This is a genomic window from Bartonella sp. B10 (assembly GCF_053794435.1).
Genome location: NZ_CP200030.1, coordinates 605,843 through 628,727, shown reverse-complemented (window position 1 = coordinate 628,727; position 22,885 = coordinate 605,843). Strand labels below are relative to the sequence as shown.

The 22,885-nt window shown below is 36.0% G+C and carries 19 protein-coding genes, 2 tRNA genes and 3 pseudogenes; 18 read left to right on the top strand and 6 right to left on the bottom strand.

All coding sequences use genetic code 11. From position 1 onward, the window contains the following. Nucleotides 1–6 precede the first annotated feature (6 nt). The 6 genes from rsmD (at nt 7) to lpxK (ending at nt 6,448) form a co-directional block, all read left to right on the top strand. A complete protein-coding gene (gene rsmD, locus V3565_RS02575) occupies nt 7–564 on the top strand; it encodes a 16S rRNA (guanine(966)-N(2))-methyltransferase RsmD (protein ID WP_455478749.1) in 558 nt (185 codons plus the stop codon). 377 nt (nt 565–941) lie between these two features. Next, nucleotides 942–2,273 (top strand): TldD/PmbA family protein, encoded by a 1,332-nt coding sequence (locus V3565_RS02570; protein WP_455478748.1) that lies wholly within the window; start codon nt 942–944, stop codon nt 2,271–2,273. Beyond that, entirely contained in the window at nt 2,260–3,063 is an 804-nt protein-coding gene (locus V3565_RS02565) for a 3'(2'),5'-bisphosphate nucleotidase CysQ (RefSeq protein WP_455478747.1), read from the top strand. The genes V3565_RS02570 and V3565_RS02565 overlap by 14 nt, the downstream gene beginning before the upstream one ends. A 44-nt stretch (nt 3,064–3,107) precedes the next feature. After that, nucleotides 3,108–3,353 carry a DUF4170 domain-containing protein gene (locus V3565_RS02560; RefSeq protein WP_455478746.1) on the top strand — a complete coding sequence of 82 codons (246 nt, stop codon included), beginning with the start codon at nt 3,108–3,110 and terminating at the stop codon, nt 3,351–3,353. Nucleotides 3,354–4,119: 766 nt separating this feature from the next. After that, nucleotides 4,120–5,430 carry a lipid IV(A) 3-deoxy-D-manno-octulosonic acid transferase gene (gene waaA, locus V3565_RS02555; protein ID WP_455478907.1) on the top strand — a complete coding sequence of 437 codons (1,311 nt, stop codon included), beginning with the start codon at nt 4,120–4,122 and terminating at the stop codon, nt 5,428–5,430. A 1-nt stretch (nt 5,431) separates the two neighbouring features. Beyond that, nucleotides 5,432–6,448, top strand: a complete 1,017-nt coding sequence (gene lpxK / locus V3565_RS02550) for a tetraacyldisaccharide 4'-kinase (RefSeq protein ID WP_455478745.1) — start codon at nt 5,432–5,434, stop codon at nt 6,446–6,448. A gap of 47 nt (nt 6,449–6,495) precedes the next feature. On the opposite strand, the gene V3565_RS02545 is transcribed toward lpxK, so the two are convergent. Continuing rightward, nucleotides 6,496–6,735, bottom strand: coding sequence for a DUF2093 domain-containing protein (locus tag V3565_RS02545; RefSeq protein WP_455478744.1), 240 nt, complete (start codon nt 6,733–6,735; stop codon nt 6,496–6,498). Between the two features lie 117 nt (nt 6,736–6,852). Next, a complete protein-coding gene (gene mutL / locus V3565_RS02540; RefSeq protein WP_455478743.1) occupies nt 6,853–8,697 on the bottom strand; it encodes a DNA mismatch repair endonuclease MutL in 1,845 nt (614 codons plus the stop codon). Between the two features lie 292 nt (nt 8,698–8,989). Between mutL and V3565_RS02535 the strand changes: the two genes are divergently transcribed. Further along, nucleotides 8,990–10,078 carry a 2'-deoxycytidine 5'-triphosphate deaminase gene (locus V3565_RS02535; RefSeq protein WP_455478742.1) on the top strand — a complete coding sequence of 363 codons (1,089 nt, stop codon included), beginning with the start codon at nt 8,990–8,992 and terminating at the stop codon, nt 10,076–10,078. 862 nt (nt 10,079–10,940) lie between these two features. Beyond that, a complete protein-coding gene (gene lldD, locus V3565_RS02530) occupies nt 10,941–12,092 on the top strand; it encodes an FMN-dependent L-lactate dehydrogenase LldD (RefSeq protein WP_455478741.1) in 1,152 nt (383 codons plus the stop codon). A gap of 10 nt (nt 12,093–12,102) precedes the next feature. On the opposite strand, the gene V3565_RS02525 is transcribed toward lldD, so the two are convergent. After that, on the bottom strand, nt 12,103–12,420 hold the full coding sequence (locus tag V3565_RS02525) for an Eco47II family restriction endonuclease (protein ID WP_455478740.1): 318 nt from the start codon (nt 12,418–12,420) through the stop codon (nt 12,103–12,105). 417 nt (nt 12,421–12,837) lie between these two features. On the opposite strand from V3565_RS02525, the pseudogene V3565_RS02520 reads away from it, so the two are divergent. The 4 genes and pseudogenes from V3565_RS02520 to V3565_RS02505 all read left to right on the top strand — a co-directional run bounded on the left by V3565_RS02520 (nt 12,838) and on the right by V3565_RS02505 (nt 14,738). Further along, nucleotides 12,838–13,151, top strand: a pseudogene (locus V3565_RS02520) (hypothetical protein). Continuing rightward, a pseudogene (locus V3565_RS02515) lies at nt 13,151–14,068 on the top strand (ParB N-terminal domain-containing protein). Before V3565_RS02520 ends, V3565_RS02515 begins: the two co-directional pseudogenes overlap by 1 nt. Before the next feature lie 41 nt (nt 14,069–14,109). Next, nucleotides 14,110–14,461 (top strand): annotated as a pseudogene (locus V3565_RS02510) (hypothetical protein); the annotation flags it as partial. 97 nt (nt 14,462–14,558) lie between these two features. Then, nucleotides 14,559–14,738 carry a hypothetical protein gene (locus V3565_RS02505; protein ID WP_455478739.1) on the top strand — a complete coding sequence of 60 codons (180 nt, stop codon included), beginning with the start codon at nt 14,559–14,561 and terminating at the stop codon, nt 14,736–14,738. A 331-nt stretch (nt 14,739–15,069) separates the two neighbouring features. Here V3565_RS02505 and V3565_RS02500 read toward each other — a convergent pair. Both V3565_RS02500 and V3565_RS02495 read right to left on the bottom strand, forming a co-directional pair. After that, a tRNA-Thr gene (locus tag V3565_RS02500) sits at nt 15,070–15,145 on the bottom strand. Nucleotides 15,146–15,529: 384 nt separating this feature from the next. Further along, on the bottom strand, nt 15,530–15,865 hold the full coding sequence (locus V3565_RS02495) for a hypothetical protein (RefSeq protein ID WP_455478738.1): 336 nt from the start codon (nt 15,863–15,865) through the stop codon (nt 15,530–15,532). 190 nt (nt 15,866–16,055) lie between these two features. Here V3565_RS02495 and V3565_RS02490 point away from each other — a divergent pair, with 190 nt between their 5' ends. The 5 genes from V3565_RS02490 to V3565_RS02470 all read left to right on the top strand — a co-directional run bounded on the left by V3565_RS02490 (nt 16,056) and on the right by V3565_RS02470 (nt 20,277). Beyond that, on the top strand, nt 16,056–17,483 hold the full coding sequence (locus tag V3565_RS02490) for an amino acid permease (RefSeq protein ID WP_455478737.1): 1,428 nt from the start codon (nt 16,056–16,058) through the stop codon (nt 17,481–17,483). Nucleotides 17,484–17,522: 39 nt separating this feature from the next. Continuing rightward, on the top strand, nt 17,523–18,203 hold the full coding sequence (locus V3565_RS02485; RefSeq protein ID WP_455478736.1) for an energy-coupling factor ABC transporter ATP-binding protein: 681 nt from the start codon (nt 17,523–17,525) through the stop codon (nt 18,201–18,203). Then, complete coding sequence (locus V3565_RS02480) at nt 18,200–18,814, top strand: energy-coupling factor transporter transmembrane component T family protein (RefSeq protein ID WP_455478735.1); 615 nt, start codon at nt 18,200–18,202, stop codon at nt 18,812–18,814. Before V3565_RS02485 ends, V3565_RS02480 begins: the two co-directional genes overlap by 4 nt. Nucleotides 18,815–18,850: 36 nt before the next feature. Continuing rightward, nucleotides 18,851–19,405: a biotin transporter BioY gene (locus V3565_RS02475; RefSeq protein ID WP_455478734.1), complete on the top strand. Its 555-nt coding sequence runs from the start codon at nt 18,851–18,853 to the stop codon at nt 19,403–19,405. Between the two features lie 563 nt (nt 19,406–19,968). Continuing rightward, nucleotides 19,969–20,277: a hypothetical protein gene (locus V3565_RS02470; RefSeq protein WP_455478733.1), complete on the top strand. Its 309-nt coding sequence runs from the start codon at nt 19,969–19,971 to the stop codon at nt 20,275–20,277. A gap of 738 nt (nt 20,278–21,015) precedes the next feature. On the opposite strand, the gene V3565_RS02465 is transcribed toward V3565_RS02470, so the two are convergent. Further along, nucleotides 21,016–21,091 (bottom strand) — tRNA-Phe (locus tag V3565_RS02465). 423 nt (nt 21,092–21,514) lie between these two features. Here V3565_RS02465 and V3565_RS02460 point away from each other — a divergent pair. Then, the gene (locus tag V3565_RS02460; protein ID WP_455478732.1) at nt 21,515–22,678 is read left to right on the top strand and encodes a phosphoserine transaminase; all 1,164 of its coding nucleotides are present in this window, start codon (nt 21,515–21,517) and stop codon (nt 22,676–22,678) included. The last annotated feature ends 207 nt before the right edge of the window (nt 22,679–22,885 follow it).

Genomic DNA, 22,885 nt, shown 5'->3' with positions numbered 1-22,885 from the left:
GGTTATTTGCGGATCATCGGCGGTAAATTTGCGGGGCGTGTTTTGTTTGCGCCTATTGATCAGTCGATTCGTCCAACGAGTGATCGTACTCGTGAGAGTCTTTTTAATATTCTTGCTAGCAGAAAAGAACAATTTTGGGTTAACAAGCGTATTCTTGACCTTTTTGCTGGTACTGGTGCTTTAGGCATTGAGGCACTCTCACGGGGTGCAAAGGCTGCTGTTTTTGTTGAAAATTCAGTTAGGGGGCGTGGGTTGATTCAGAAAAATCTTGAAGCTCTTGAATTACAGTCAATTGGACGAATTTTGCGTCGTGATGCAACAAAACTTGGAAATATTGGAACAATGATCCCGTTTGACGTTATTTGCGCAGATCCTCCATATGGGTATTGTTTAGGTGAGCGTGCTTTCGTAGAAGCTTTGAAGGGAGGGTGGGCAAAAACCGATACACTCTTCGTGCTTGAGGAAAAGAAAAATGCTATTATTCGTTTACCTGATGCATTTTACATAGATGATGAACGTTTTTATGGTGATACGGTAATACGTATTTATAGGCTTCGATTATAATTTTTCCATTCAAGGGAGATTTTTTTATATCTAGTAGAGGAGTATGGATTATTTTATATATTTTTTATGAGTAAGGCACCTAGTAATATCAGGAGGAAATTGTTTTCATTGGTGTTGAATAGTAATAGGACGATTTGGTTATTTTTGTTAATGTTGACTATAGAGATGATATTTTGATGATCGTTTTTTGAATTTATAGAATATCTTACGAGGTATGTGTGTTAAGAAGATGTAGAAAATAAGCAAGTATGGAGATATTAGAAATTTGTTTGTACGGTATTAAGAAATATTTTTTGTTGATAGGTGTATAAGCGTTATGTTTTTGTATAAATTTACCAGATTTCTTATCTTATATGCATCGTAAAAGGGAGCCTATAATGACTGATAAAAGCCGGATTGATAAAGCCGCGTCGTTGGTTGAATCAGCAAGGTGTTCTGGAGCAGATGCCGCTGATGCTGTTGTTATTAGTACGCATTCTACTCGTATATCGGTTCGCTTAGGAAAAGTGGAGTCAACAGAAGCTTCAGAGAGCGATGATTTTACATTAAGAGTTTTTGTTGGCAAGAAAGTAGCCAGTGTTTCTGCTAATTTAGCAGATTCTCCGCAGGAACTGGTAGAACGTGCTATCGCGATGGCTAAAGCTTCTCCTGACAGTTTATTTGAAGGTCTAGCAGATAAAGAGTGTTTAGTTACGCATCCTAAGGATCTTGATCTTTTTGATAATTTTGTTCCAAACAGTCATTTTTTAACAGAGGATGCTTTAAAGATGGAAGCAGCAGCCCTTGGTGTTAAAGGGGTGAGTAATTCTGGTGGAGCTTCAACAAGTTATGGTCGTAGTGGGTTTATTCTTGTAACAAGCGATGGATTTTGTGGAGCTTACCGATCCAGTTATTTTTCACGTTCTTGCAGTGCACTGGCTGGTGAAGGTACAGAAATGGAGCGGGATTATGATTATACAACTGCCTTACATTTTTCTGATTTAGAAGCAGCAGAAATTGTAGGTAGAAATGCGGGATTGGGTGCTGTCCGGCGTTTAGGAGCAGTTCGTGCTGCTACAGGGGTTGCTGATATTGTTTTTGATCCGCGTACAGCTCGTGGAATTGCTGGGCATATTGCATGTATGGTTAATGGAGCTTCGGTTGCTCGTAAAACCAGTCTTCTACAAAATTTTTTAGGCAAAACAGTTATGAAGCCTGATGTTAATGTAACAGATCAACCTTTACGATTACGTGGAAATTTTTCTCGTCCTTTTGATGGAGAAGGGGTAGAAGGAAAAACATTGAATATAATTGAAAATGGTATTTTAAAACATTGGCTTCTTTCTTCATCTTCAGCTCGCGAATTGGGTTTAGAAACTAATGGTCATGGTATGCGTTCGTCATCACTTGTTCAACCAGCGAATACTAATTTTTTTATTGAACCTGGTTTAGTATCACCTTCAGACATGATAAAAGATTTGCGGAGTGGTTTTTATGTAACTGAATTATTTGGGCATGGTATTGATTTTGTTACAGGTCAATATAGTCGTGGTGCTTCTGGTTTTTGGATTGAAAACGGTGAAATTGCTTATCCCGTTAGTGAAGTGACGCTCGGTTCTAATTTGCTCCATATGTTAGCACACTTAACACCTGCGAATGATATTGATCGGCGTTATGGTATATCTGCTCCAACATTATTAATTGAAGGGATGACACTTGCAGGAAAGTAAAGCGCATCATTCTTCTGATCTAAGTCTTTTGCTTAACATTGGTCAAGAAGCTGGAAATTTGGCGATGAAGTATTTTGGATGTGAGCTGGATGTTTGGATCAAAGATGGTAATTCGCCGGTTAGTGAGGCAGATTTTGCAGTTGATCAATTTTTGAAAGAGAGACTTCTTGGGGCACGCCCAGACTACGGATGGATTTCAGAAGAGACAAAGGATAATCGAGAACAACGTGTTTATGAGCGTTATTTTGTGGTTGATCCTATCGATGGGACTCGTGGCTTTCTTTCTGGAAATGCTTGTTGGTGTGTTTCGATTGCTATTGTTGAGAATGGGCGTCCTATTGTGGGTGTTTTACAATGTCCTGCCCAAGGCGATGTTTATGCGGCTGTTGCTGGAAGAGGGGCGACATTAAATGGAATAGAACTTCCTATTTTAGCATCGCAAATTAATCGTAAGTATAAAATCTCACTCGATAGATCAGTAGCTAAAAAATTGCCAAGTGATTTTTGTGATCAAGTCAGTTTTTACCATTACATCCCTTCTCTTGCATATCGCATTGTTCTTGTTGCTCAGAATGAAATCGATCTTGTATTGGTTCGTCCTAATTGTCATGGATGGGATATTGCTGCTGCTGATCTTATTTTACAGGAATGTGGAGGATGTTTTCTATCTATGGATTCATCTTTTATTTCTTACGGGGGTGAATCTCATCAATATGGATTTTTAATTGCTGGTAAAAATAGTTGCTGTCAAAATATGATAGATGTTGTTCGTCAGGCAAAGTTAGTTTAATCACATAAAAATGCACTATGATTTCTAATGGTAATGAGGCGTATATGACTGAAGTTAAAGATAAAAAACAGTATTTATATCTTGTGTTTGGTGGGGAGTTAAAAAATCTTAGCAGTCACCAGTTTAAGAATCTTGATGATTTAGATGTAGTTGGTATCTTTCCAAATTATCAATTAGCTCAAGAAGCATGGCATGCAAAAGCGCAAAGCAGTGTAGATAATGCACTAAAACGTTATTATGTCGTAGATTTACATAGGTTTTTCGATCCTGAAACAGGGAATATATCATGAATTTAAGCATTGTTTCTGTGGTTATGTATAGTGTAGCGAAGATAAAGTATGCTTAGTTTGATATCTAGGCGGGTGAAAATAATTCAGAACAAAAAGGAAAGTACTTTACAATGTTTTTGGTAAGAGGAATTTTATTCACTAATTAAGAATGTTGTTTTGTATAGGTTTCTATCGTGTTGGTAGTAGCAGATTATTTATATTTTATTCATGGGATATATTGAATAAATCCGCAGTTACACAGTCTAAATAATACTACAAAGGTATATAGTGTTTGTGATTCATTGATTGTCAATTTTTTTCATGGTGAACATGTTGCTAAATCGTTTCTTTATTCTCGAGTGAAGGAATTGTTATTGTGTTTTTTTATTTTTTTTTTGACACAGAAGTTAATAATACACAATTTGAGAAGAATTTAGGACGTACAATTGTGAGTGCTATTCGCACTCGGAAGTACTCTTAAATTTGGTAAAAATATAGCTATGATTATGGATATCTTGTATGGAAAAGCACGTAAATTTAGGAAAGGTGTTATCCAAATTATCTGCTTGCTCTATTGTATTTTGTATAAATGTTTTTTACTGGGAAAAAATTTAAAAAACAGCATGAGATAGAACTACAATTTTTTTGTCCTTTTTGAGATTTGGTTCTTCTCGACTACGGAATGGTGTTTCCTAGAAGAAAGTGTATGCAACAAATAGATATAGATGAATCATTTAATAAAAAACGCTTACAGAAGTCTCAAAGTATGTGAATGAGGTAATTTTAAATTATGGAATTAAAGGTGCGCGCAGCTTTTTCAGTTTATCGAATGATTGGTTTTTTTTTACGTCCTGTGATACCTTTTTATTTATTATTTCGTGCTGTACGTGGAAAAGAAGAGCGTGGTCGCCAAAAAGAGCGTTTAGGTCAAAGTCGGCAAATGCGCCCACAAGGTCCATTAATTTGGTTGCATGCGGCTGGTGTGAGTGAAACGCTTGCTCTTGTTTCACTTATTAATTATATTTTATCATTGAAAATCAATATATTATTGACAACTGATACTATGATATCTTCTTCTTTTGTAAAAAAGTATTTTGGGAATCAGTTAATTCATCAATATGCTCCATTGGATTTAGATGCAGCAGTGTGTCGTTTTATTGATCATTGGAAGCCTGATTTAGCACTGACTTGTGGATCAGAAATTTGTCCTCTACGTATTAAAGAACTTGCAAAAATGTGCATTCCACAGATTCTGATTAATGCTCATATGTCTGAATACTCTTTTAAGGCTTGGCAAAAACGTAACGTTTTTGCTAGACATATTTTTAAGCATATCGACATGGCTATTGGTCAAAATGAAAGAGATGTCGCTTATTATCATACCCTTGGGGTAAAGTCTGTTGCGTTTTCTGGCAATCTAAAAAGTGATGTTTTTTTAGTTGAAGATAAAGCATTACTCGAACGTTATCGTAATGCTATTGGTAATCGTCCAGTTTGGGCAGCTGTTTTAACTCATGAAGGAGAAGAGCAGGTTGCTTGTGAAGTTCATAAAATTCTTAAAAATTATTTACCGGATTTATTGACAATTATTGTACCTCGTCATCCTGATTGTTCAGAAGATTTTATAAAGATTTGTGGTGATAGGGGTTTTCGTTTTATTCGTAGAAGCAATAACTCTATTCCAGATATAAATACAGATATTTTGTGGGGAGATACGGTAGGAGAAATAGGACTTTTCTTACGCTTATCAAAAATTGTTTTTGTTGGTAAATCGTTGTGTGGATATGGTGGATACAATCCATTAGAATTCGCTTTGCTGGGTTCAGCTATTTTAACGGGGCCTCACGTCTCGAATTTTCAAGAAATGTTTGAACAATTTTTACAGTGTAATGCTGCATGCATGGTTCAAGATACAAAACAGCTTGCTATTCAGGTTTATAGGCTTTTAACAAATGAAGCATTACGGCTAGAAATGGTTGATAAGGCTTATGAAGTAGCAACAGGCATGGCAAGTGCACTAGAGCGCACATTAAAGTTTCTTGATCCATTTTTGCAACCGCTTGTGATACAAACAAGCTTAATTCAGCATAGGAGCTGATATGCATAGCGCTTCTCATTTTTGGTGGAAAGATAAAAGTTTTTTTCGTTTTTTATTAGAGCCAGTTTCTTGGTTATATGGTTATTTTGCACATTGTGGTATGGCAAAAAAGCCACCTGTTATTGATCTTCCAGTTTTATGTGTTGGTAATTTTACATTAGGTGGTGCGGGTAAAACACCTGTTGTTATTGCTTTTGCTCAAGTAGCTAAAGAGTTGGGGTTAGTACCTGGTGTTGTATCACGTGGTTACGGTGGAAAAGTGAAAGGGGTGCATCTCGTAAATGAAAAATGTGATAATGCACGCGATGTTGGTGATGAGCCTCTTTTACTTGCACGACATGCTGTTGTTGCCATATCACATGATCGTTATGCAGCTGCGAAACGACTTAAAGAAGAAGGATGTAATCTCATCTTAATGGATGATGGGTTTCAAAGTCGTCGTCTTTATATGGATTATGCGTTACTTGTCGTAGATGCAATGCGTGGTTTTGGTAATGAAGCTGTTTTCCCAGCAGGGCCTTTGCGTGCACCGTTAAAAACACAATTTTTGTTTATGGATAGTGTTTTGTTGATTGGTCATTCAGACGTTTATGATAAAGTTACCTATCTTGTCACTTGTACTGGAAAGCCTTTGCATCGTGCTCATTTAAAATCATTAGTATCTGATGAGGTTGCAGGAAAATTATTTTTAGCATTCGCTGGTATTGGAAATCCAGATAAATTTTTTACGTCAATTAAAGAACTATCTGGTCATATTGTGCAAGCTCATTCTTATCCAGATCATTATTTTTTTACGGATTCTGATTTAAAAAATCTTGCGCAAAAAGCTAAAACTCAAAACCTATGGTTAGCTACAACTGCTAAGGACTATACACGCATACAAGCCAGTCGCGTGCAAACAGACTTAAAAAATCTTGTTGTATTTGACGTTAAGGTCGATTTTGCTCAAGCAGATTTTTGTCGCATGTTGCTTGAAGAAGTTATGGTTCGTTTTGCAAAACGAAAACGTTTTACTTGATTTACAATTTTTAATTTTAAGGCAAACATTAGTCTTGATGGTTTTGGTTAGTTATTTTTCTGTGCTTGTAACAAATTTCTTAGATATGCATTACATTCAAGTTCGCGATTATAGGAGATTTCACAGCTGGCATATGCTTCTTGACGGTGATGATTCCAATATTTCAGATCATCTATGGGAATTTTTTGTCCACTAACAGCACACAGTGTATAGGTTCCATATTCTATAATTTTATATCCATTATTGGAATAATGAATTTTTGCTTCGCGTTCATTATTGGAAAACATTCTTTATACTCCTTTTCTATTTTTATAAGAGATGATTCAAACAAAACGCCACGAGATATTTCATAAAGTTTATAATGAATTTAAAAAAATATTTTTTATCAAATAGTTAGTGAAAGATTATTTTCTGCCGAAAAGACGTTCTATGTCAGCTAGTTTAAGTTCAATGTAAGTCGGACGTCCATGATTACATGTGCTGGTGTTTGGGGTTTCTTCTATTTGTCGTAATAGTGCGTTCATTTCTTCGTGATGCAAAATGCGCCCCGACCTTATTGAGCCATGACAAGCCATAGTTGCTGCAATATAGTCAAGCATTGCTTTTAAATTATTCGTAGTATCATATTCAGCTGCTTCATCTGCAAGATCCTTAATGAGGGCTTGTACGTTGATGTTGCCTAACATAGCGGGTATTTCGCGCACAACGATTGCACCAGGCCCAAATGATTCTATTCTCAAGCCAAATTTTTGTAAAGTATCTTTGTGATTTAAAAGGCATACTGCATCTTCTTCAGCCAGTTCTACAATTTCAGGGATAAGCAACAGCTGTGATGAAATAGGTTTGGAATAAAGTGCATTTTTGAGTGCTTCGTAGATCAATCTTTCATGCGCAGCATGCTGATCAACAATTATCAAACTATCTTGGGTTTGGGAGATAATATAGTTTTTATGGATTTGTGCTCTAGCAGCTCCCAGTGGATAATGGAGTTCCTCTGACGATGGTACCATATCTGTAGTACAAATATCACTGCTTGGTGTGTTTAAATGCTCCATAATAGGTTTGTTATTCTCTCTTAAATCAAGATGGCTCGTAATGTTTAGAGGTTTGTGAACCATTGATGTATCTGTTGCTGCAAAATGATGGTTCTGTAGGTTATTAGAAAAAGGTTTGTGAGTGCTCTTAAAAGTTTCCAACAGCTGCGATGTCTGAAATGCAGCCAGCATTGCTTCAGAGTTTTTTAAAGTGGGACGGATACCAGTTTTATGCAATGCTTCATGAATTGTTCGAATGATTAAGCTACGAATTAACCCTGGATCACGGAATCGTATATCGGCTTTGGTTGGGTGCACGTTAACGTCTACATCAGCAGGTGGTAGATCAATAAAAATAATAGATACAGGATAACGATCTCGAGCCATGACATCGGCATAGGCTCCTCGGATTGCTGCCCAGAGAAATTTATCACGGACTGGGCGGCCGTTAACATAAGCAAATTGATGAAGGCTATTACTACGGTTGAAGGATGGTAGGCAAGTAAACCCAGTTAAACGGATGGTTTCACGCTCAGCATTAAGCTCTATGCTATTGGGAGCGAACTCTTTTCCCATAATTTGCGTGATACGCTGTAATTGTCCTTGTGTATTATTTCCTGTAGCGGGCAGTTCTATGGAACTTCTATCTGAACCCGACAGAGAAAAGCGGATATGTGGAAATGCAATAGCAATTCGTTTAATCATGTCGGTGATAGCATTCATTTCAGCTCGATCAGTTTTCATAAACTTTAACCGCGCTGGAGTGATAAAAAAGAGATCGCGAACTTCAACGATAGTTCCAGGATTGGAGGCCGCTGGTTTTGGTCCTACAATTTTCCCTGCTGTTACAATAATTTCAGAGGCACTGTCAGCATTCTGTGTTCGTGAAGTTAGCTTAAGTTTAGCAACAGAACCGATAGAAGGTAGAGCTTCTCCTCGAAAACCAAGGAAGCATATGTTATGCACATCATCGGTAATTTTTGAGGTACAATGGCGAGAAACTGCTAACGTTAATTGATCTGCAGGAATACCGCAGCCATTATCACTTACTTTTATAAAATTTTTTCCGCCATTTGCTGTAACAATTTCGATTCGGGTTGCCCCAGCATCAATAGCATTCTCAACTAGTTCTTTGACAACATTTGCTGGACGTTCAATAACTTCTCCAGCAGCAATTTGATTAATAATATTTTCGCTGAGATGGTGTATTATCATAATAAATCCTGGCAGGATCTTTGTAGGCATTAAAATTTAGATGATGATAACACTATTTACTCAACATTCAAGGAGAATGAGAGTGAAAAGGGTATTATCCTTAAAATGGTTGTATTGATTTTCAAAGATATTTTATCGAACGTAATTTCATTGTTTGTAGTATCCTACTGTTGATTATGATAGCATATTGATTAGTGTGTTTGATAGGGGGTGATTTTTATCTGTTGAAAACAGTTTTCATAAATCAATTGTCTAGGTAAAAGAAGCACATTAAAGATGGAAAGTAGGATATATGGTGCGCATGAGCGGTATTTTGGCAGATAGTGATATACAGGATTTAATTGATAATGGTGTTCTTAAGGCGCTGTTTCCGTTTGATGCATCACAGATACAACCGGCAAGTCTTGATCTCCGTTTAGGGAACAAAGCCTATCGTGTCCGTGCTTCTTTTATGCCGGGACTTAATACAAAGGTTTTGGACAAACTCGAACGTTTAAAGTTGCATGAATTTGATTTACAGGATGGAGCGGTATTAGAAACGGGTTGCGTTTATATTGTTCCCCTTTTAGAAGGTCTAGCTTTACCAAAAATTTTATCTGCAGTAGCCAATCCCAAAAGTTCCACAGGGCGATTGGATATTTTTACACGTGTGATTACAGATAATGCTCAGGAGTTTGACAAAATTTGTGCAGGTTATCATGGCCCACTTTATCTTGAAATTAGTCCCCGTACATTTCCGGTTTTGGTGCGTACTGGCTCGCGTTTATCTCAGCTTCGGTTTCGTAAAGGGAAAAGTTATTTAAATGAAAGGGAACTGTACATTTTACACAAAAACGAAAAACTTATATCGGGTGATATGCCTCATATTAATGATGGTGGTATTGGGCTCTCTATTAATTTAAAGGGGGATGAGAATGGGCTTGTGGGTTATCGTGGCAAGCACCACACAAGTGTTATTGATATTGATCAACGAGCCGTTGCGCATGTTTTAGACTTTTGGGAACCTATTTTGGATCGTGGTCAAAGGGAATTAGTCCTTGATCCTGATGAGTTTTATATTTTATCCTCGCAAGAGGCTATCCATGTTCCTCCGCTTTATGCAGCTGAAATGATACCCTTTGATCCCTTAGTTGGTGAGTTTAGGGTGCATTATGCAGGTTTTTTTGATCCAGGATTCGGGCATATGGAGGCAGGTGGAAAAGGATCGAGAGCAGTTTTGGAAGTTCGCAGCCATGAAGTTCCATTTATCTTGGAGCATGGTCAGATCATTGGTCGTTTAGTGTATGAGCATATGCTTAATCGACCGTCGGTACTTTATGGGCATGATGCGGGATCGCATTATCAAGCACAGGGATTAAAGTTGTCTAAGCATTTTAAGTAAATTTGAAAACATTAGCCTTGATATTGCAAAAAATATTTCCGGCGAAGGGAATACTTCAATCTCCTACGGATATGATATTATAGTGGTTTATTTATTTCTTGAACTGAATATGCTAGGTTAGTTGCTATCACTCACTCTACTTTGAAAATTTCAATGAAAAGATCGTGATTTTGTCTTGCATAGGGTGTTATTTAAGTGCAGACAAAGAGTTTTTTTACTACAGTGCAGTAACAGTTAAAAAAACAAACATCTTTTTAATTTGTCATTATTAATATATAGAATATTTATTCCAATTACTACTTGGACAACTCTACTAAGCAGCACCATTTGGGTACAATTAATTTGCAATTATGACTATAAAATTGTTTAATTAAAGTAGAAATTTTATATGTAATATGTTCTGATATTTAAAGTTATTTAGACTACCCTACATGAATCGTAAATGTATGTTTCAATAAATTAGCTTTCATCAAAACTGCCTTTTTTATTTTGATGAGGGTTATATTCAATAACTAACAATATATTTTGCAGAGGGCATTACTTTGAAATTAAAAGTGAACAAGTAATCTTATCCTAGATAGAGCTTAATCACAAAGGCTGTAATGCCTCAATTCTCTTGAATACATATGAACAACGTATGCATTTGTGCATTAATAATGTGAGGCCAAGTGCTACAAGGTTTTTAATCTGAAAAAGAGAAATAAAGACATTGTTTTCACGGGTTAATTTTTTAGTTGCAATCTCTTTTACTTGAATCTACTGAATGGAGGCTTCTCTTGGAGCATCCAATAAGAGGCGTGTAGATTAGGGCTTATTGGTTTTATGATATTTTCGTTTTTCATTCAGGAACAATGGTACCGTCATGATTATTTCCTCAACATTTGATTACCGCAGAGCAGCAAAGCGTCGGCTTCCCCCTTTTCTTTTTCACTATATTGATGGCGGGGCTTATGCTGAGGAAACTATGCGACGTAATTGTACGGATCTTCAGGGACTTGCACTTCGTCAAAGAATTTTGCAAAAGGTTGGTGAGGTTGATCTTTCAATTAAGCTTTTTGATCAAACACTCAATCTACCGATTATTCTTGCACCCGTTGGGCTAACTGGCATGTATGCGCGTCGTGGTGAGGTAAAAGCTGCACGTGCGGCGGTAGCAAAAGGCATTCCTTTTACACTATCTTCTGTTTCAGTTTGCCCTATTGCAGAAATACAAGCAGAGGTTGGAAGCGCATTTTGGTTTCAACTTTATGTTCTCAAAGATCGTGGATTTATGCGTGATGTTCTAGAGCGGTCTTGGTTAGCTGGTGTACGTACATTGGTTTTTACAGTTGATATGCCTGTTCCCGGTGCACGTTATCGTGATGCCCACTCAGGTATGTCTGGACCGTATGCTGGATTACGTCGTATTTTACAGGCTATTTTTCATCCACATTGGGCTTGGAATGTTGGTGTCATGGGGCGTCCACATGATCTTGGAAATGTTTCTACCTACCTCCAAAAAAAGATCGTATTGGAAGACTATATCGGTTGGCTTGGTGCAAATTTTGATCCATCAATTGGTTGGTCTGATCTACAATGGATTCGGGATTTTTGGAAAGGAAAAATGATTTTGAAAGGTATTCTTGATCCACAAGATGCGCGAGAAGCGGTACAATTTGGTGCTGATGGTATTGTTGTTTCCAATCATGGTGGGCGTCAGCTTGATGGTGTATTGTCCACTGCGCGAGCATTGCCAGTGATTGCAGAGGCTGTAAAGGGTGATTTAACTATTTTAGTTGATTCTGGTGTTCGTTCTGGCCTTGATGTTATACGCATGATAGCACAAGGTGCTGATGCTGTTATGATTGGCCGTGCTTTTGTTTATGCGCTTGCAGCCGCGGGTGAGAAAGGTGTTGCACACCTCCTTGATCTTTTTGCTAATGAAATGCGGGTAGCTATGACATTAACTGGTGTACGCGCAATTAAAGAAATCACTCACGAGAATTTAGCACGTCCAAATGCTTTTTTTGGATAAAGAATTGCTCCTATGCCTTCTTTTCGGAAAAGAGAGTATTACTCATAAAAAGTATTTGTGTGCCATTTTTAATATGTTTATGAGAAATATGTACGTTTGTCATAATCTTTGTTACAAAGGTATCTGGAGGATATTTTGTTGAATAATGGCCAATATTATTGTTGTTTGTTTTGTCCATTTGACATGTTGATTCAATTTTTATTACTTCCTTAATGCTTTTTCTATACACTTTTGTATCAAAAGTGAGTTTCAATTGGATCGGGAAGGTTTGTATAAAATTTAGCAATATTAATTCTAAATCTATATTCTTAAATAGTTTCTTTAGCATGATTAAATAAGTCAATATCCTTTATGAAACTTAAATTATAATTTCTCAAATAATGCGTTTATTTTAATTGACTGGTGTGTTTATTTTTTCGTACACTAAAAGGTCTAATCTTATCTGGATGACACAGGTCAGTTTGATTTTGCATAGGATTACATAGCAAAGTTAAAGCAGGCTTATTCCATCGAATATCTTTGCAAAAGAGAAAAATAAAGTACTTCTAATGTCATCACCTAAATAATCATGAACTGTTAAATTTTTAAAACTCTTCATCTTAGATCATTCTATGTTTGGATATTTCTTGCTTACGAAAGCCTATAAAATACCGTTATCCAGCGTTAAAAACACTTGGATATGGCCTAATGAAAAAGCTGAACGTGCTATTGCCAACCTTACTCAGAAGTTGAGCGATTAGAAACGATGCTTGCTTGTTGTTATAAGGTTGTACAAAGCAGTTTTTGCCATTTACCTGTACGATATATTATCGACCCGCCGCATCATTTATTTGATGCGATGTTAGCGTGGCAGATTGCCATTCATTTTTTTCATTATCAGTTTGGGGTGCTACGATGACGTATTGTCGCTATGCGAGAGCGGCAACAGACTTCTTTTCTTTATCTCTCCAAGTGATTAATCGCCGTTTAGCAGAGCCTGTTTTTGCCAAAGCTTATCACAAATGGGCAAAGCGTGTGCAGGATTTGTTTTTACAAGAGATCAGAAAGGCGGCAGCGTGATGGCACAGTTTCAAACACTTAATCTTGATCTTATTGTTGTGCCTGAGCGCATTCGCCCTGTAGATGATGAGCATGCCAAGGCTATTGCGCAATCTATGGCGCGAGAGGGGTTGGTGAATTCGATTACTGTATGTCACACCCTCCAATGCTAAAGGGGGCAATTATACCCTTATTGCTGGTGCGCATCGTTTACGCGCTGCTGAGATTTTGGATTACGATCAAATTAACGCCATTGTGATGCAGTCTTATAAAGAGAATACCGCACTTTTAGAGGTAGCAGAAAGTCTTTTTCGCAATGAATTATCGGTGATAAATCGTGCGCTTTTTGTGCAAACTTATCGCGATTTATGGAAGAAAAAGCATGGAAAATGCAGCGGGGAGGGGATGGTAGTAATCAATATAAAGCCAAAAAAGAGCAATTGGAGCAAGCTGCCCCTTTGATCGGTGATAGTGCAAATATTGCATTTGGATTTGCTGATGAGAAATAGTGCAATGTTTGCACAATTGTATGATGGTGAGTAACTGGGTAACGTTTACCCTTTTGCTAAACATGTAGCGGATCGCATTGGTCTATCCAAACGTGCAGTGCATTATTTAATGAAAATTGCTTAGCATTTACAGCCAGAATTGCGTACAGCTCTGCGTGATACGGAATTGGCAGATAATCAAGCACAATTGTTGCAGCTAGCGAAGATAGAGCTGATTGCACAGCGGCGGGTGATGATTGCTTTGCTACAGGTTGAGGGGAATTTACGGCGGGTTGTTGATTTGGTCAATGGCATTATACGCCACCTCACATCAATGAACAGGAACGGATTTTTGTTCAATTGTTGGGTGTTTTGCAAAGAGCGGATGTCAAGACACGTGCATGTTTTTGTGATTATCTTGATGGGCAGTCGGTAGAGGTGCACGCATGAAAGTGCCCAAACCGCAATAGCTTGATTTTTTCCAAAAGCCTATTTTCCCTTGTTGGGAGCCGGTTGCTCAGATTGATTTAGAGTGATTTCGCTCACATATGAAACGTTTCATGGCTAAAGCTTTGCGTGAATGCTCATTTGAACGGAGTGTGATTGCTGAATGCATGGCGCAGTATTTGGGAATTGGCTATTTAAGTAAGGCGAGTTTGGATGCTTATGTAGCTGAAAGTAAGCAGGTGGATATTTTTTTGCTGCGTTTTAAAGCCTTTATGCGGGCTACGGGAGCGTTTTGGCTGTGGGATGAGGTTTGTTGTGAGTGAAGATGGTTTATTGTTGTTGCAAGGGGGTGAAGCACGGTTAGCAGAGCTTGCGAGGCTCCAGCAAGAGCAACGGTAGATTGCTACGCAGTTAAAAGCCATGCGTGCTACACCTGTGCAGATTAGGTGGGGGCAGCTATGAAAGAATGGTTTAGCATTGCAGAATTAGCTGCATGAGCCCTGCCAGAGTTGCTGAAGAGTATGTGATGGGGGGGGTGCGTAAAATTTTAGCGACTACATGGATCCATAAAAGCGAATTAATACGTAATGTTAAAGGAACTTTTCGCTCTATTGTCGAAATTCACATCTCTTTATTGCCAGAGTGGGCGCGGGCAGTTTTACTGATGCAGTAAGGTGGGATTGGTGTTTATCAAAACACGGAAGAGAGTACGCAAAATAAGACATTTGGTTGCGCTATGAGAGCTTTCCGAAGGTACATAGCACCCAATACGGCAACCATTAAAGCTTTTTACTTTGATTGCGCTCAAGGGCAACAACGACAGGTTAATTACTGAACGGGTTTTGAGGGTCCCACGCAGCGTTTGCATCATCATTATAGCTTGTGGGGAGAAGGCTGTCTAAATAATACTTTTTAGGAAAAGAAAACAATATTCATTTAAGAGGATTTTAAGGCTCTTTGAAGATTCCTTTAGAGCCTATTAAAAGTACTTTGAAAAAACAAAATGGTGCCGCATGCCGGTTTCGAACCAGCGACCCCATCATTACGAATGATGTGCTCTACCAACTGAGCTAATGCGGCTATAAGCTTTTACATTAATTAAATAGAAGTCAGTCTGATGGTAATAGCCAAAAGAATACCCAAAAGCAAGTATACATTTTGTTCGATAAATATATCAGATAAGGCAATCATTAAAGCAATGAGAGTGGTTGACGAAAGCTAAGATGGATAAGCTTGATACTATAAAGTACCGATAAAATATCTTTATGATCATATTAAATATTGGAGGCTGCATACTTTTAATTAAGAAAAATGATCTCGTTGTGTATTTCTTTAGCAGCGATCATGAGGTACTCTTGATTTTTCTGATAAACGAAATGTTTTTGTAGTTATTTTAATAAGACAAGGTTCTCTAAGAATGTCAGTATGTATGGTATAATGGATCTTATAAGTATCTTATAAATATCAAACATATTTTTCTTGTCCGTAAGAAATTTTATGAAAAGGCTTTTGTTTTTCGCAACTCAAGATCCAAAGTATTGTTGCTAAGGCACCAAGTATGGACCATACTGGCAAACAAGTAAAAGTTATAAAAGTCGAAGATAAAATGGGCGGAATTGTTTTATGTATAAACTGGTTAAGACTGTAGATATCTGTCTGTAAGAGGGTTACTAATATTTTGTTGAGAGGCGTTATCGTCCAATGTGATGCTCTCACAGAGTGCGTACTGTCGATGGCTAATGCTATAATTGTTAGCGTAATAAAAATAAAAGCCATTAATTTAAGTAAAAGACGGAGCATATTTTTTCTATCAATTTAACGGAGTATTTGCATAACATATAAAGAAGCCAGTAGTTGCATTATGACAAAAAAATAAAGTTACGTTCGTTTTTATAATTTATTTTGAAAAAGATGTATAAAGATTATAATTGTTTTTTCAGTAAAAATTTTGATTAAACGCAACAAGAATAATAAAAAGAAAGAGGGGATAATGTTTGAAGAACAGCACAATACATTAAAGCGTAACCTTCAAAATCGCCACGTTCAAATGATCGCTTTGGGAGGTGTTATTGGAACGGGTCTTTTTTATGGATCAACCGAATCTATACAATTAGCTGGTCCTTCCACCATTATAGCTTACCTTTTTGGAGGACTTATCGTTTATTTCATCATGCGAATGCTTGGTGAGATGTCAGTAGAAGAACCAGTTTCCGGCACTTTTAGTTTTTTCGCTTATAAATACTGGGGAAGTTTAGCTGGTTTTGTAACAGGATGGAATTACTGGTTTCTTTATATTCTAGTCAGTATGACTGAACTTACAGTTATCGGATTTTATCTTGATCATTGGGTTTTCGTCGACCATTGGAAGTCATCTTTTGTTATTTTTTTGTTGGTTACATTAATCAACTTGCTTAATGTTCGTTTTTATGGAGAATTTGAATTTTGTTTTTCTTTAATTAAGGTAGCTGCTGTTGTTGGTATGATTATCTTTGGTTTTTTTATCATCGTTACAGGGAGGTATGGAAATCAAGTGAGTATTTACAATCTTTGGGATCATGGTGGTTTTTTTCCTTATGGTGCAATGGGTGTTGTTTTTGCTACTTGCATGGTCATGTTCTCTTTTGGCGGAACAGAACTTATTGGTATTACTGCTGGCGAGGTACTAAATCCAGAAAAAACAATCCCATCTGCTATTAATAAGGTTATGTGGAGGATCATAGTTTTTTATATTGGTTCTATTAGCATTATTATGATGATGAGTCCGTGGAATATGATTGAGAAAAATAGCAGTCCTTTTGTTACAATTTTTGAGACCATAGGAGTTCCGGCGGCTGGTCATATTTTGAATTTTGTGGTTATTATGGCTGCTATTTCAGTCTACAATAGTGGTATTTATGCCAATGGTCGTATGCTTTACAGTTTAGCTATACAAAAAAATGCACCACGTATTTTTAGTAGACTTAGTACTGCTCGTGTTCCTTATGTTGCTATCCTTTTTTCATCTGTTTGTACTGCGATGATTATCGTTGTTAATGTTTTTATTCCGGATAATAGTTTCATGCGAGTCATGGCTCTTGCAACTGCAGCGGCGGTTATTACTTGGAATATTATTGTGATTGTTCATTTAAAGTTTCGAAAAGCCTATAAGGGTAGAAAAGAAGCGTTTACATATGAATTTGGTTTATATCCTTATGCTAACTATCTTTGCCTTGGTTTTCTTGCTTTGCTATTTTTTGTTATGTTTATAAGTGGTTTTGGACAAAATGGATTAATGACTCAACTCTTTGATATTATAGGAATAAAGACAACATTTATTGAGTCATACATCCCTGTACAGATGCCTGATATGAGTTTGGTAGTTATTATTATGCCTCTATGGTATTTGCTTTTGCTTTTAGGTTATAGACTTAAGGGATAATGCTGGAAGAGATAATTAAAGTATTGATTGGAATAAATCTTGGGGCTTATAAAATTTGATAAGGTGACGCAAGTCTTTGATGATTTGTGCGTTTTAAGGAATATCACTGTAAAGCTGACTGAAAGACGAATTGCGATTATTGGTGCAAATGGTTCAGGGAAAAGTACATTTGTTCGTCTTATCAATGGGCTACAATTACCATCAAATGGTTTTGTAAGCGTTGATGGGCTTGATACAAAGAATGATGCAAAAGCAGTAAAGCGCAAAGTAGGATTTGTTTTTCAAAATCCCGATAATCAAATTGTTTTACCATTAGTAGAAGAAGATTTATCTTTTGGTCTCAAAAATTTAAAACTTAGTAAAGATGAAATTAAGGAGCGTGTAGATGAAATTTTACAGCTCTACGATCTCCAAGCTTTTAGGAATTATGCAGTTCACTTGTTAAGTGGCGGACAAAAACAATTAGTTGCTATTTCGGGTGTTGTGGCAATGAAACCAGATTATATTATTTTTGATGAGCCGACAACATTACTTGATTTGCGAAACAAGCATCGTGTTACGCAGGTTATAGAGGAATTACCACAAACAGTGATTGTTGTATCACATGATTTGGAATTTCTTAGAAATTTTGATAGGGTGCTTGTCTTTGATAAAGGAGAGATAGCTGTTGATGATGTACCTTTTGTTGCAATAAAAGAATATGTAAGAAAAATGTTATGATAAGTTTATATCTTCCAAGAGATACTTTTGTCCATAGGCTTAGGCCAGAAATTAAGTTGTTGCTGTTTATTGTATGTGCAACCGTTGTATTTGTAGTTTCATCGATAATTATTCTTTCAATATTTTTATTTTTTGTGGCTTTATTGTATGGAGTTGCTAGTATTCCTTTCAGTAATGTGTTAAAGCAGTTTAAGTCGATGATTTTATTTTTAATAGTTATATTGACCTTTCAGGTTATTTTTAACAGTTGGTTTGCAGGGGTTGAGGTTGTATTACGCTTTATCATTCTTATTTTGTTAGCCTCACTTGTTTCTCTAACGACAAAAGTTTCAGATATGGTAAGTACAATTGAAGCGGGATTTAAGCCTTTTAGGTGTTTTGGTTTAAATCCGTCGAGGTTAAGTACAACTTTATCTATGGCGATAAGGTTTATACCTGTCATTAGTGATAAGTTTAATGAAGTGCGAGAAGCACAGCGGGCACGTGGATTTGAGACCAATATTTTTGCTCTTGCGATGCCTCTTATTATACGCACCATAAATATGGCTTCAGAGGTAGCTGAAGCTTTAGATGCACGATCTTATGATAGTGATACGGATACTAAAGTTTAATGGTAATAAAAACATTCACAGTGAAGGGGTAGTTGAATGAACACAAAAGATCTAACTTACATTGCTTTGTTTGCAGCTATTTACGCAGTTTTAGGCCTTTTTCCTCCTATTTATCTTCCTATTTTTCTTGGGATTCCCATCACAGCTCAGTCTATGGGGCCAATGTTAGCAGGATCTATACTCGGGGCAAAAAGAGGAGCTTTAGCCTCAATTCTTTTTCTTGTGCTTGTTGCTATTGGATTTCCTCTATTGTCCGGTGGACGTGGAGGTATTGGTGTTTTTTTAGGTGTTGGTGGTGGATATATGATTGGTTATCCATTTGCTGCGTTTTTTATCGGATTTATGGTTGAGTTATTTTGGCGGAAATTAAATTTTATTACATTGCTTATAATAAATGCCGTAGGTGGTATAGGGGTGGTATACCTTTTCGGAGTTCCGTGGATGGCTTACATCTCTAAAGTTTCTTTGTTAACAGCTTTTATGAGTTCATTAGGTTTTATAATTGGTGATTGTTTGAAAGTGTTTATTGCGTCCTCTATTGCGCTTGCAATTAAAAAATCTATTCCTCTTATTGTATCAAGAAAAGGGTAATTTTAAATTTGAATGAGGTTTTATAATTACGATACATTTAAAGATAACAATGATAGCATAATGAAGTTCTTCACCTTAATTTATTGGTCTTTTAATAAGAAGGAATATGTCAGGTGACAATATTTGCGTTATCTGAATGATTACACAAGAAAGGAGTATAATGACGTCTGTGTAATTGTTTTATTGAGCTATATAGATATTAATAAACAAAATATTATTGATAAGCTGTGTGGGTAATTTTGTTATGCTTCATTGAAAATAATTTCAAGGATGAAAATTTAGGCGATATGTTAAATTAAAGTTGTACAGAGTGTTGTTCTTTTATAATTCAATCAGTATTATTCTTTAACATCAGAAAATGATAGGCTTGCGTGACATTTTCTTTAGATTTTGAATGATGGTGAATAATTGGTCTATAATATTTTTTATATTCATAGTAATATTCTAATATAATAAGAATATTTCTTATAAATATGTTATTTATTCTATAGACATACATAATGGTTTTATGTATACATACATTATGTATTGTTATTGAGAAGATAAATTATAGAAGTAAGGCTATGAGTATAAGATATTTTTTTGTTGTATGTGCTATCATTTTAGGTTTTTGTTCTGGTGTGAAAGCATCTGATCGTGTTATCATCCACGAAGAAACATCTATGTTAATGTCTCCTTCTGTTTCTACGCCAGATTCATTTTTTTATAAACAGGTTAATTCTTTATTAAGTAAAGTTGTTATATCCACTCATCCGAGTGATCATGGTGTATTTTGGAGAAATGTAAAATTTATGTTTTTGAAGGCAAGACTTGTGTACGCTAAATTAGGACAGTATTTATATGCTTCTGTATTATCCATATTTAATTGGTAAAGTGGCGTATATTGTTTTTATCTTATGTTTAATGCAGTAAGAATGTTAAGTGTGTCTTAAGGTGTATTTAAATTTTTAAGAATAACTTTAAGATTTTACTATCCTACTATTTGTATAAAATTTCAGATTGTATATGCATCAATATATGGTGTGTATATACAATCTGGTCTTTTTTGTATAATTTTTTAGTATATGTAACTAAATTTGTTTGATTCAAAGATTTTATTTGAATTTACTGTATTATCTCCAGAAGAGTTACCGTTTTACATGTAATTACAATACAGATGGTTTTGTCAATGTTATATGCATCCTCAAAGATATCTGAGATTATTTTGTGTTAAGTTTTAATGATTGTGATAAAGCCGCGATTTTTGATGCTTTGCTCCTTGGTAATGAAGAAAATTTGAAATATTAAGACAGTTTAAAAAAAATCTCATTTATAATATGTTATAGAAGTGGTATGAAAAATTATATTTTTTAATCTTTAAAAAGGTATATGAAATCAATAAAAGATTTTTAAACTCTCTACTTTTATGAAGAGTGCAGTTCACAAAACTTCAAATCTTTATCAGTTAGGTAAAGCAATTATATGGAAGAAAAAGCTTACCAGTATATGCTTAAAATAATGTACATCAAATTAGATAAAACTATGTAAATTATAAATTACAAATTCAAAACGGTCTAAAAATAAAAAGGCAAATACAAAACACATACACATTAATACAATGGGTAAATAGGTGGTGCCCAGACGCGGATTCGAACCACGGACACGCGGATTTTCAGTCCGCTGCTCTACCAACTGAGCTATCTGGGCATCTTTCACATAACACGTGAAGCGTGTGCGGTTATAACATTAAAATTTTCTCTGTCTAGCCTTCAATAAAAAAATAATCGATTTTTTATAAGTTTATCTTTGCATTTTATGTACGATAATCGCTTTTTCTATAAAATCAACTTGATAGCACATAGCGCTATGCGTTAATGCTATTATGATTTTTATGCTGTTCTCTAGCGTTGTGATAGTATGTGCAATTCATTTTAAAAAATTAATCAAGAAATTTGACGCATTAGAATATTTTTACAGGGGATTCACGGATTTTTATCTTACCAGAGCAACAGAAAATATCCATGATATTTGTATGAAAGACGGTTTTTATAATTATCTACAATAATGTATCCTTCTTGAAGGAAATGCAAATCATTTATCAAGTCATCTATAAAGGGGAGAGTAACGGTAATGATAATGTTAAAAGAACCAAGTTGTCGTCCAAATAATCCGAATTTTTCTTCAGGTCCTTGCAGCAAGAGACCAGGATGGACTGTTGAAGTTCTAAAAAATGCATTATGTGGTCGTTCACATAGATCTAAAATAGCCCAATCGAGACTGGCCGAAACCATTAATCTAACTCGAGAAGTCCTTGAAGTACCTTCTGATTATCGTATAGGTATTGTTCCTGCTTCAGATACTGGCGCTGTTGAGATGTCTCTGTGGTCGTTATTAGGTGAACGTGGTGTTGATATGGTAGCTTGGGAAAAATTTGGATCAGGTTGGATTGCTGATGTTGTTGAGCAATTAAGGCTTTCTGATGTACGTCTATTTGAAGCTCCTTATGGTGAATTGCCAGACTTAACACAAATTGATTTTGATCGTGATGTTGTTTTTACATGGAATGGAACGACTTCAGGTGTGCGTATTCCTAATGCAGATTTTATTCCAAATAAGCGAGCAGGTTTGACAATTTGTGATGCAACATCAGCCGCTTTTGCACAAAATTTGAATTTTTCAAAATTAGATGTTGTTACTTTTTCATGGCAAAAGGTCTTAGGAGGTGAGGCAGCACATGGTATATTGATTTTAAGTCCTCATGCTGTTGAGCGGCTTGAGAATTATGTTCCTGTTTGGCCTATACCTCAAATTTTCCGTATGACAAAAAATGGAAAATTGAACGAAAATATTTTTAAGGGAGAGGTAATTAATACACCTTCTCTTCTTTGTGTTGAAGATTATCTTGATGCATTGAAGTGGGCGAAATCACTAGGTGGTTTGCAGGCATTAAGGGCGCGAGTTGATAAAAACTTTTCTGTAATTGATTCTTTTGTCCGCAGAACACCCTGGTTGGAATATTTGGCAAAAGATCCTGAAATACGTTCTAATACTTCTGTTTGTTTAATAATTGTGGATCCGGTTATCGCTGCTTTGGATAGAGAAATGCAGGTATCATTTGTAAAAGCGATAGTGAATCGCCTTGATGATATAGGTATTGCTTATGATATTGGTTCTTATCGAGATGCTCCTCTGGGATTTCGAATTTGGACTGGTGTAACAATTGAGGCTTCTGATCTTGAATTGTTAACGGGATGGCTCGAGTGGGCATTTCAGGTTGAAAAAGCTCAGCTCTAGATAATTTTTATAACGCAGATTTTTGTAATATGGAAAATGATGATATCATTTCATTGTTTATTTAATTTTGGCAAAAACAATAACCACGATCTTATCTGTATCAAAAGTCTCTAATCTAGAATGCAAACACATTTTATGTTTTGGTTATTTATCTTTAGTTATTATGAAGATGTAAATTTAATAACATTAGGATTGGAAAAAAGTTTA

What these genes read in the sequence shown, in the direction of transcription:
- V3565_RS02570 (WP_455478748.1), top strand. Translation starts at nt 942, where the DNA reads ATGACTGATAAAAGCCGGATTGATAAAGCCGCGTCGTTGGTTGAATCA.
- V3565_RS02560 (WP_455478746.1), top strand. Translation starts at nt 3,108, where the DNA reads ATGACTGAAGTTAAAGATAAAAAACAGTATTTATATCTTGTGTTTGGT.
- lpxK (WP_455478745.1), top strand. Translation starts at nt 5,432, where the DNA reads ATGCATAGCGCTTCTCATTTTTGGTGGAAAGATAAAAGTTTTTTTCGT.
- V3565_RS02545 (WP_455478744.1), bottom strand. Translation starts at nt 6,735, where the DNA reads ATGTTTTCCAATAATGAACGCGAAGCAAAAATTCATTATTCCAATAAT.
- mutL (WP_455478743.1), bottom strand. Translation starts at nt 8,697, where the DNA reads ATGATAATACACCATCTCAGCGAAAATATTATTAATCAAATTGCTGCT.
- V3565_RS02535 (WP_455478742.1), top strand. Translation starts at nt 8,990, where the DNA reads ATGGTGCGCATGAGCGGTATTTTGGCAGATAGTGATATACAGGATTTA.
- lldD (WP_455478741.1), top strand. Translation starts at nt 10,941, where the DNA reads ATGATTATTTCCTCAACATTTGATTACCGCAGAGCAGCAAAGCGTCGG.
- V3565_RS02525 (WP_455478740.1), bottom strand. Translation starts at nt 12,420, where the DNA reads ATGCTAAAGAAACTATTTAAGAATATAGATTTAGAATTAATATTGCTA.
- V3565_RS02505 (WP_455478739.1), top strand. Translation starts at nt 14,559, where the DNA reads ATGAGCCCTGCCAGAGTTGCTGAAGAGTATGTGATGGGGGGGGTGCGT.
- V3565_RS02495 (WP_455478738.1), bottom strand. Translation starts at nt 15,865, where the DNA reads ATGCTCCGTCTTTTACTTAAATTAATGGCTTTTATTTTTATTACGCTA.
- V3565_RS02490 (WP_455478737.1), top strand. Translation starts at nt 16,056, where the DNA reads ATGTTTGAAGAACAGCACAATACATTAAAGCGTAACCTTCAAAATCGC.
- V3565_RS02480 (WP_455478735.1), top strand. Translation starts at nt 18,200, where the DNA reads ATGATAAGTTTATATCTTCCAAGAGATACTTTTGTCCATAGGCTTAGG.
- V3565_RS02475 (WP_455478734.1), top strand. Translation starts at nt 18,851, where the DNA reads ATGAACACAAAAGATCTAACTTACATTGCTTTGTTTGCAGCTATTTAC.
- V3565_RS02470 (WP_455478733.1), top strand. Translation starts at nt 19,969, where the DNA reads ATGAGTATAAGATATTTTTTTGTTGTATGTGCTATCATTTTAGGTTTT.
- V3565_RS02460 (WP_455478732.1), top strand. Translation starts at nt 21,515, where the DNA reads ATGATAATGTTAAAAGAACCAAGTTGTCGTCCAAATAATCCGAATTTT.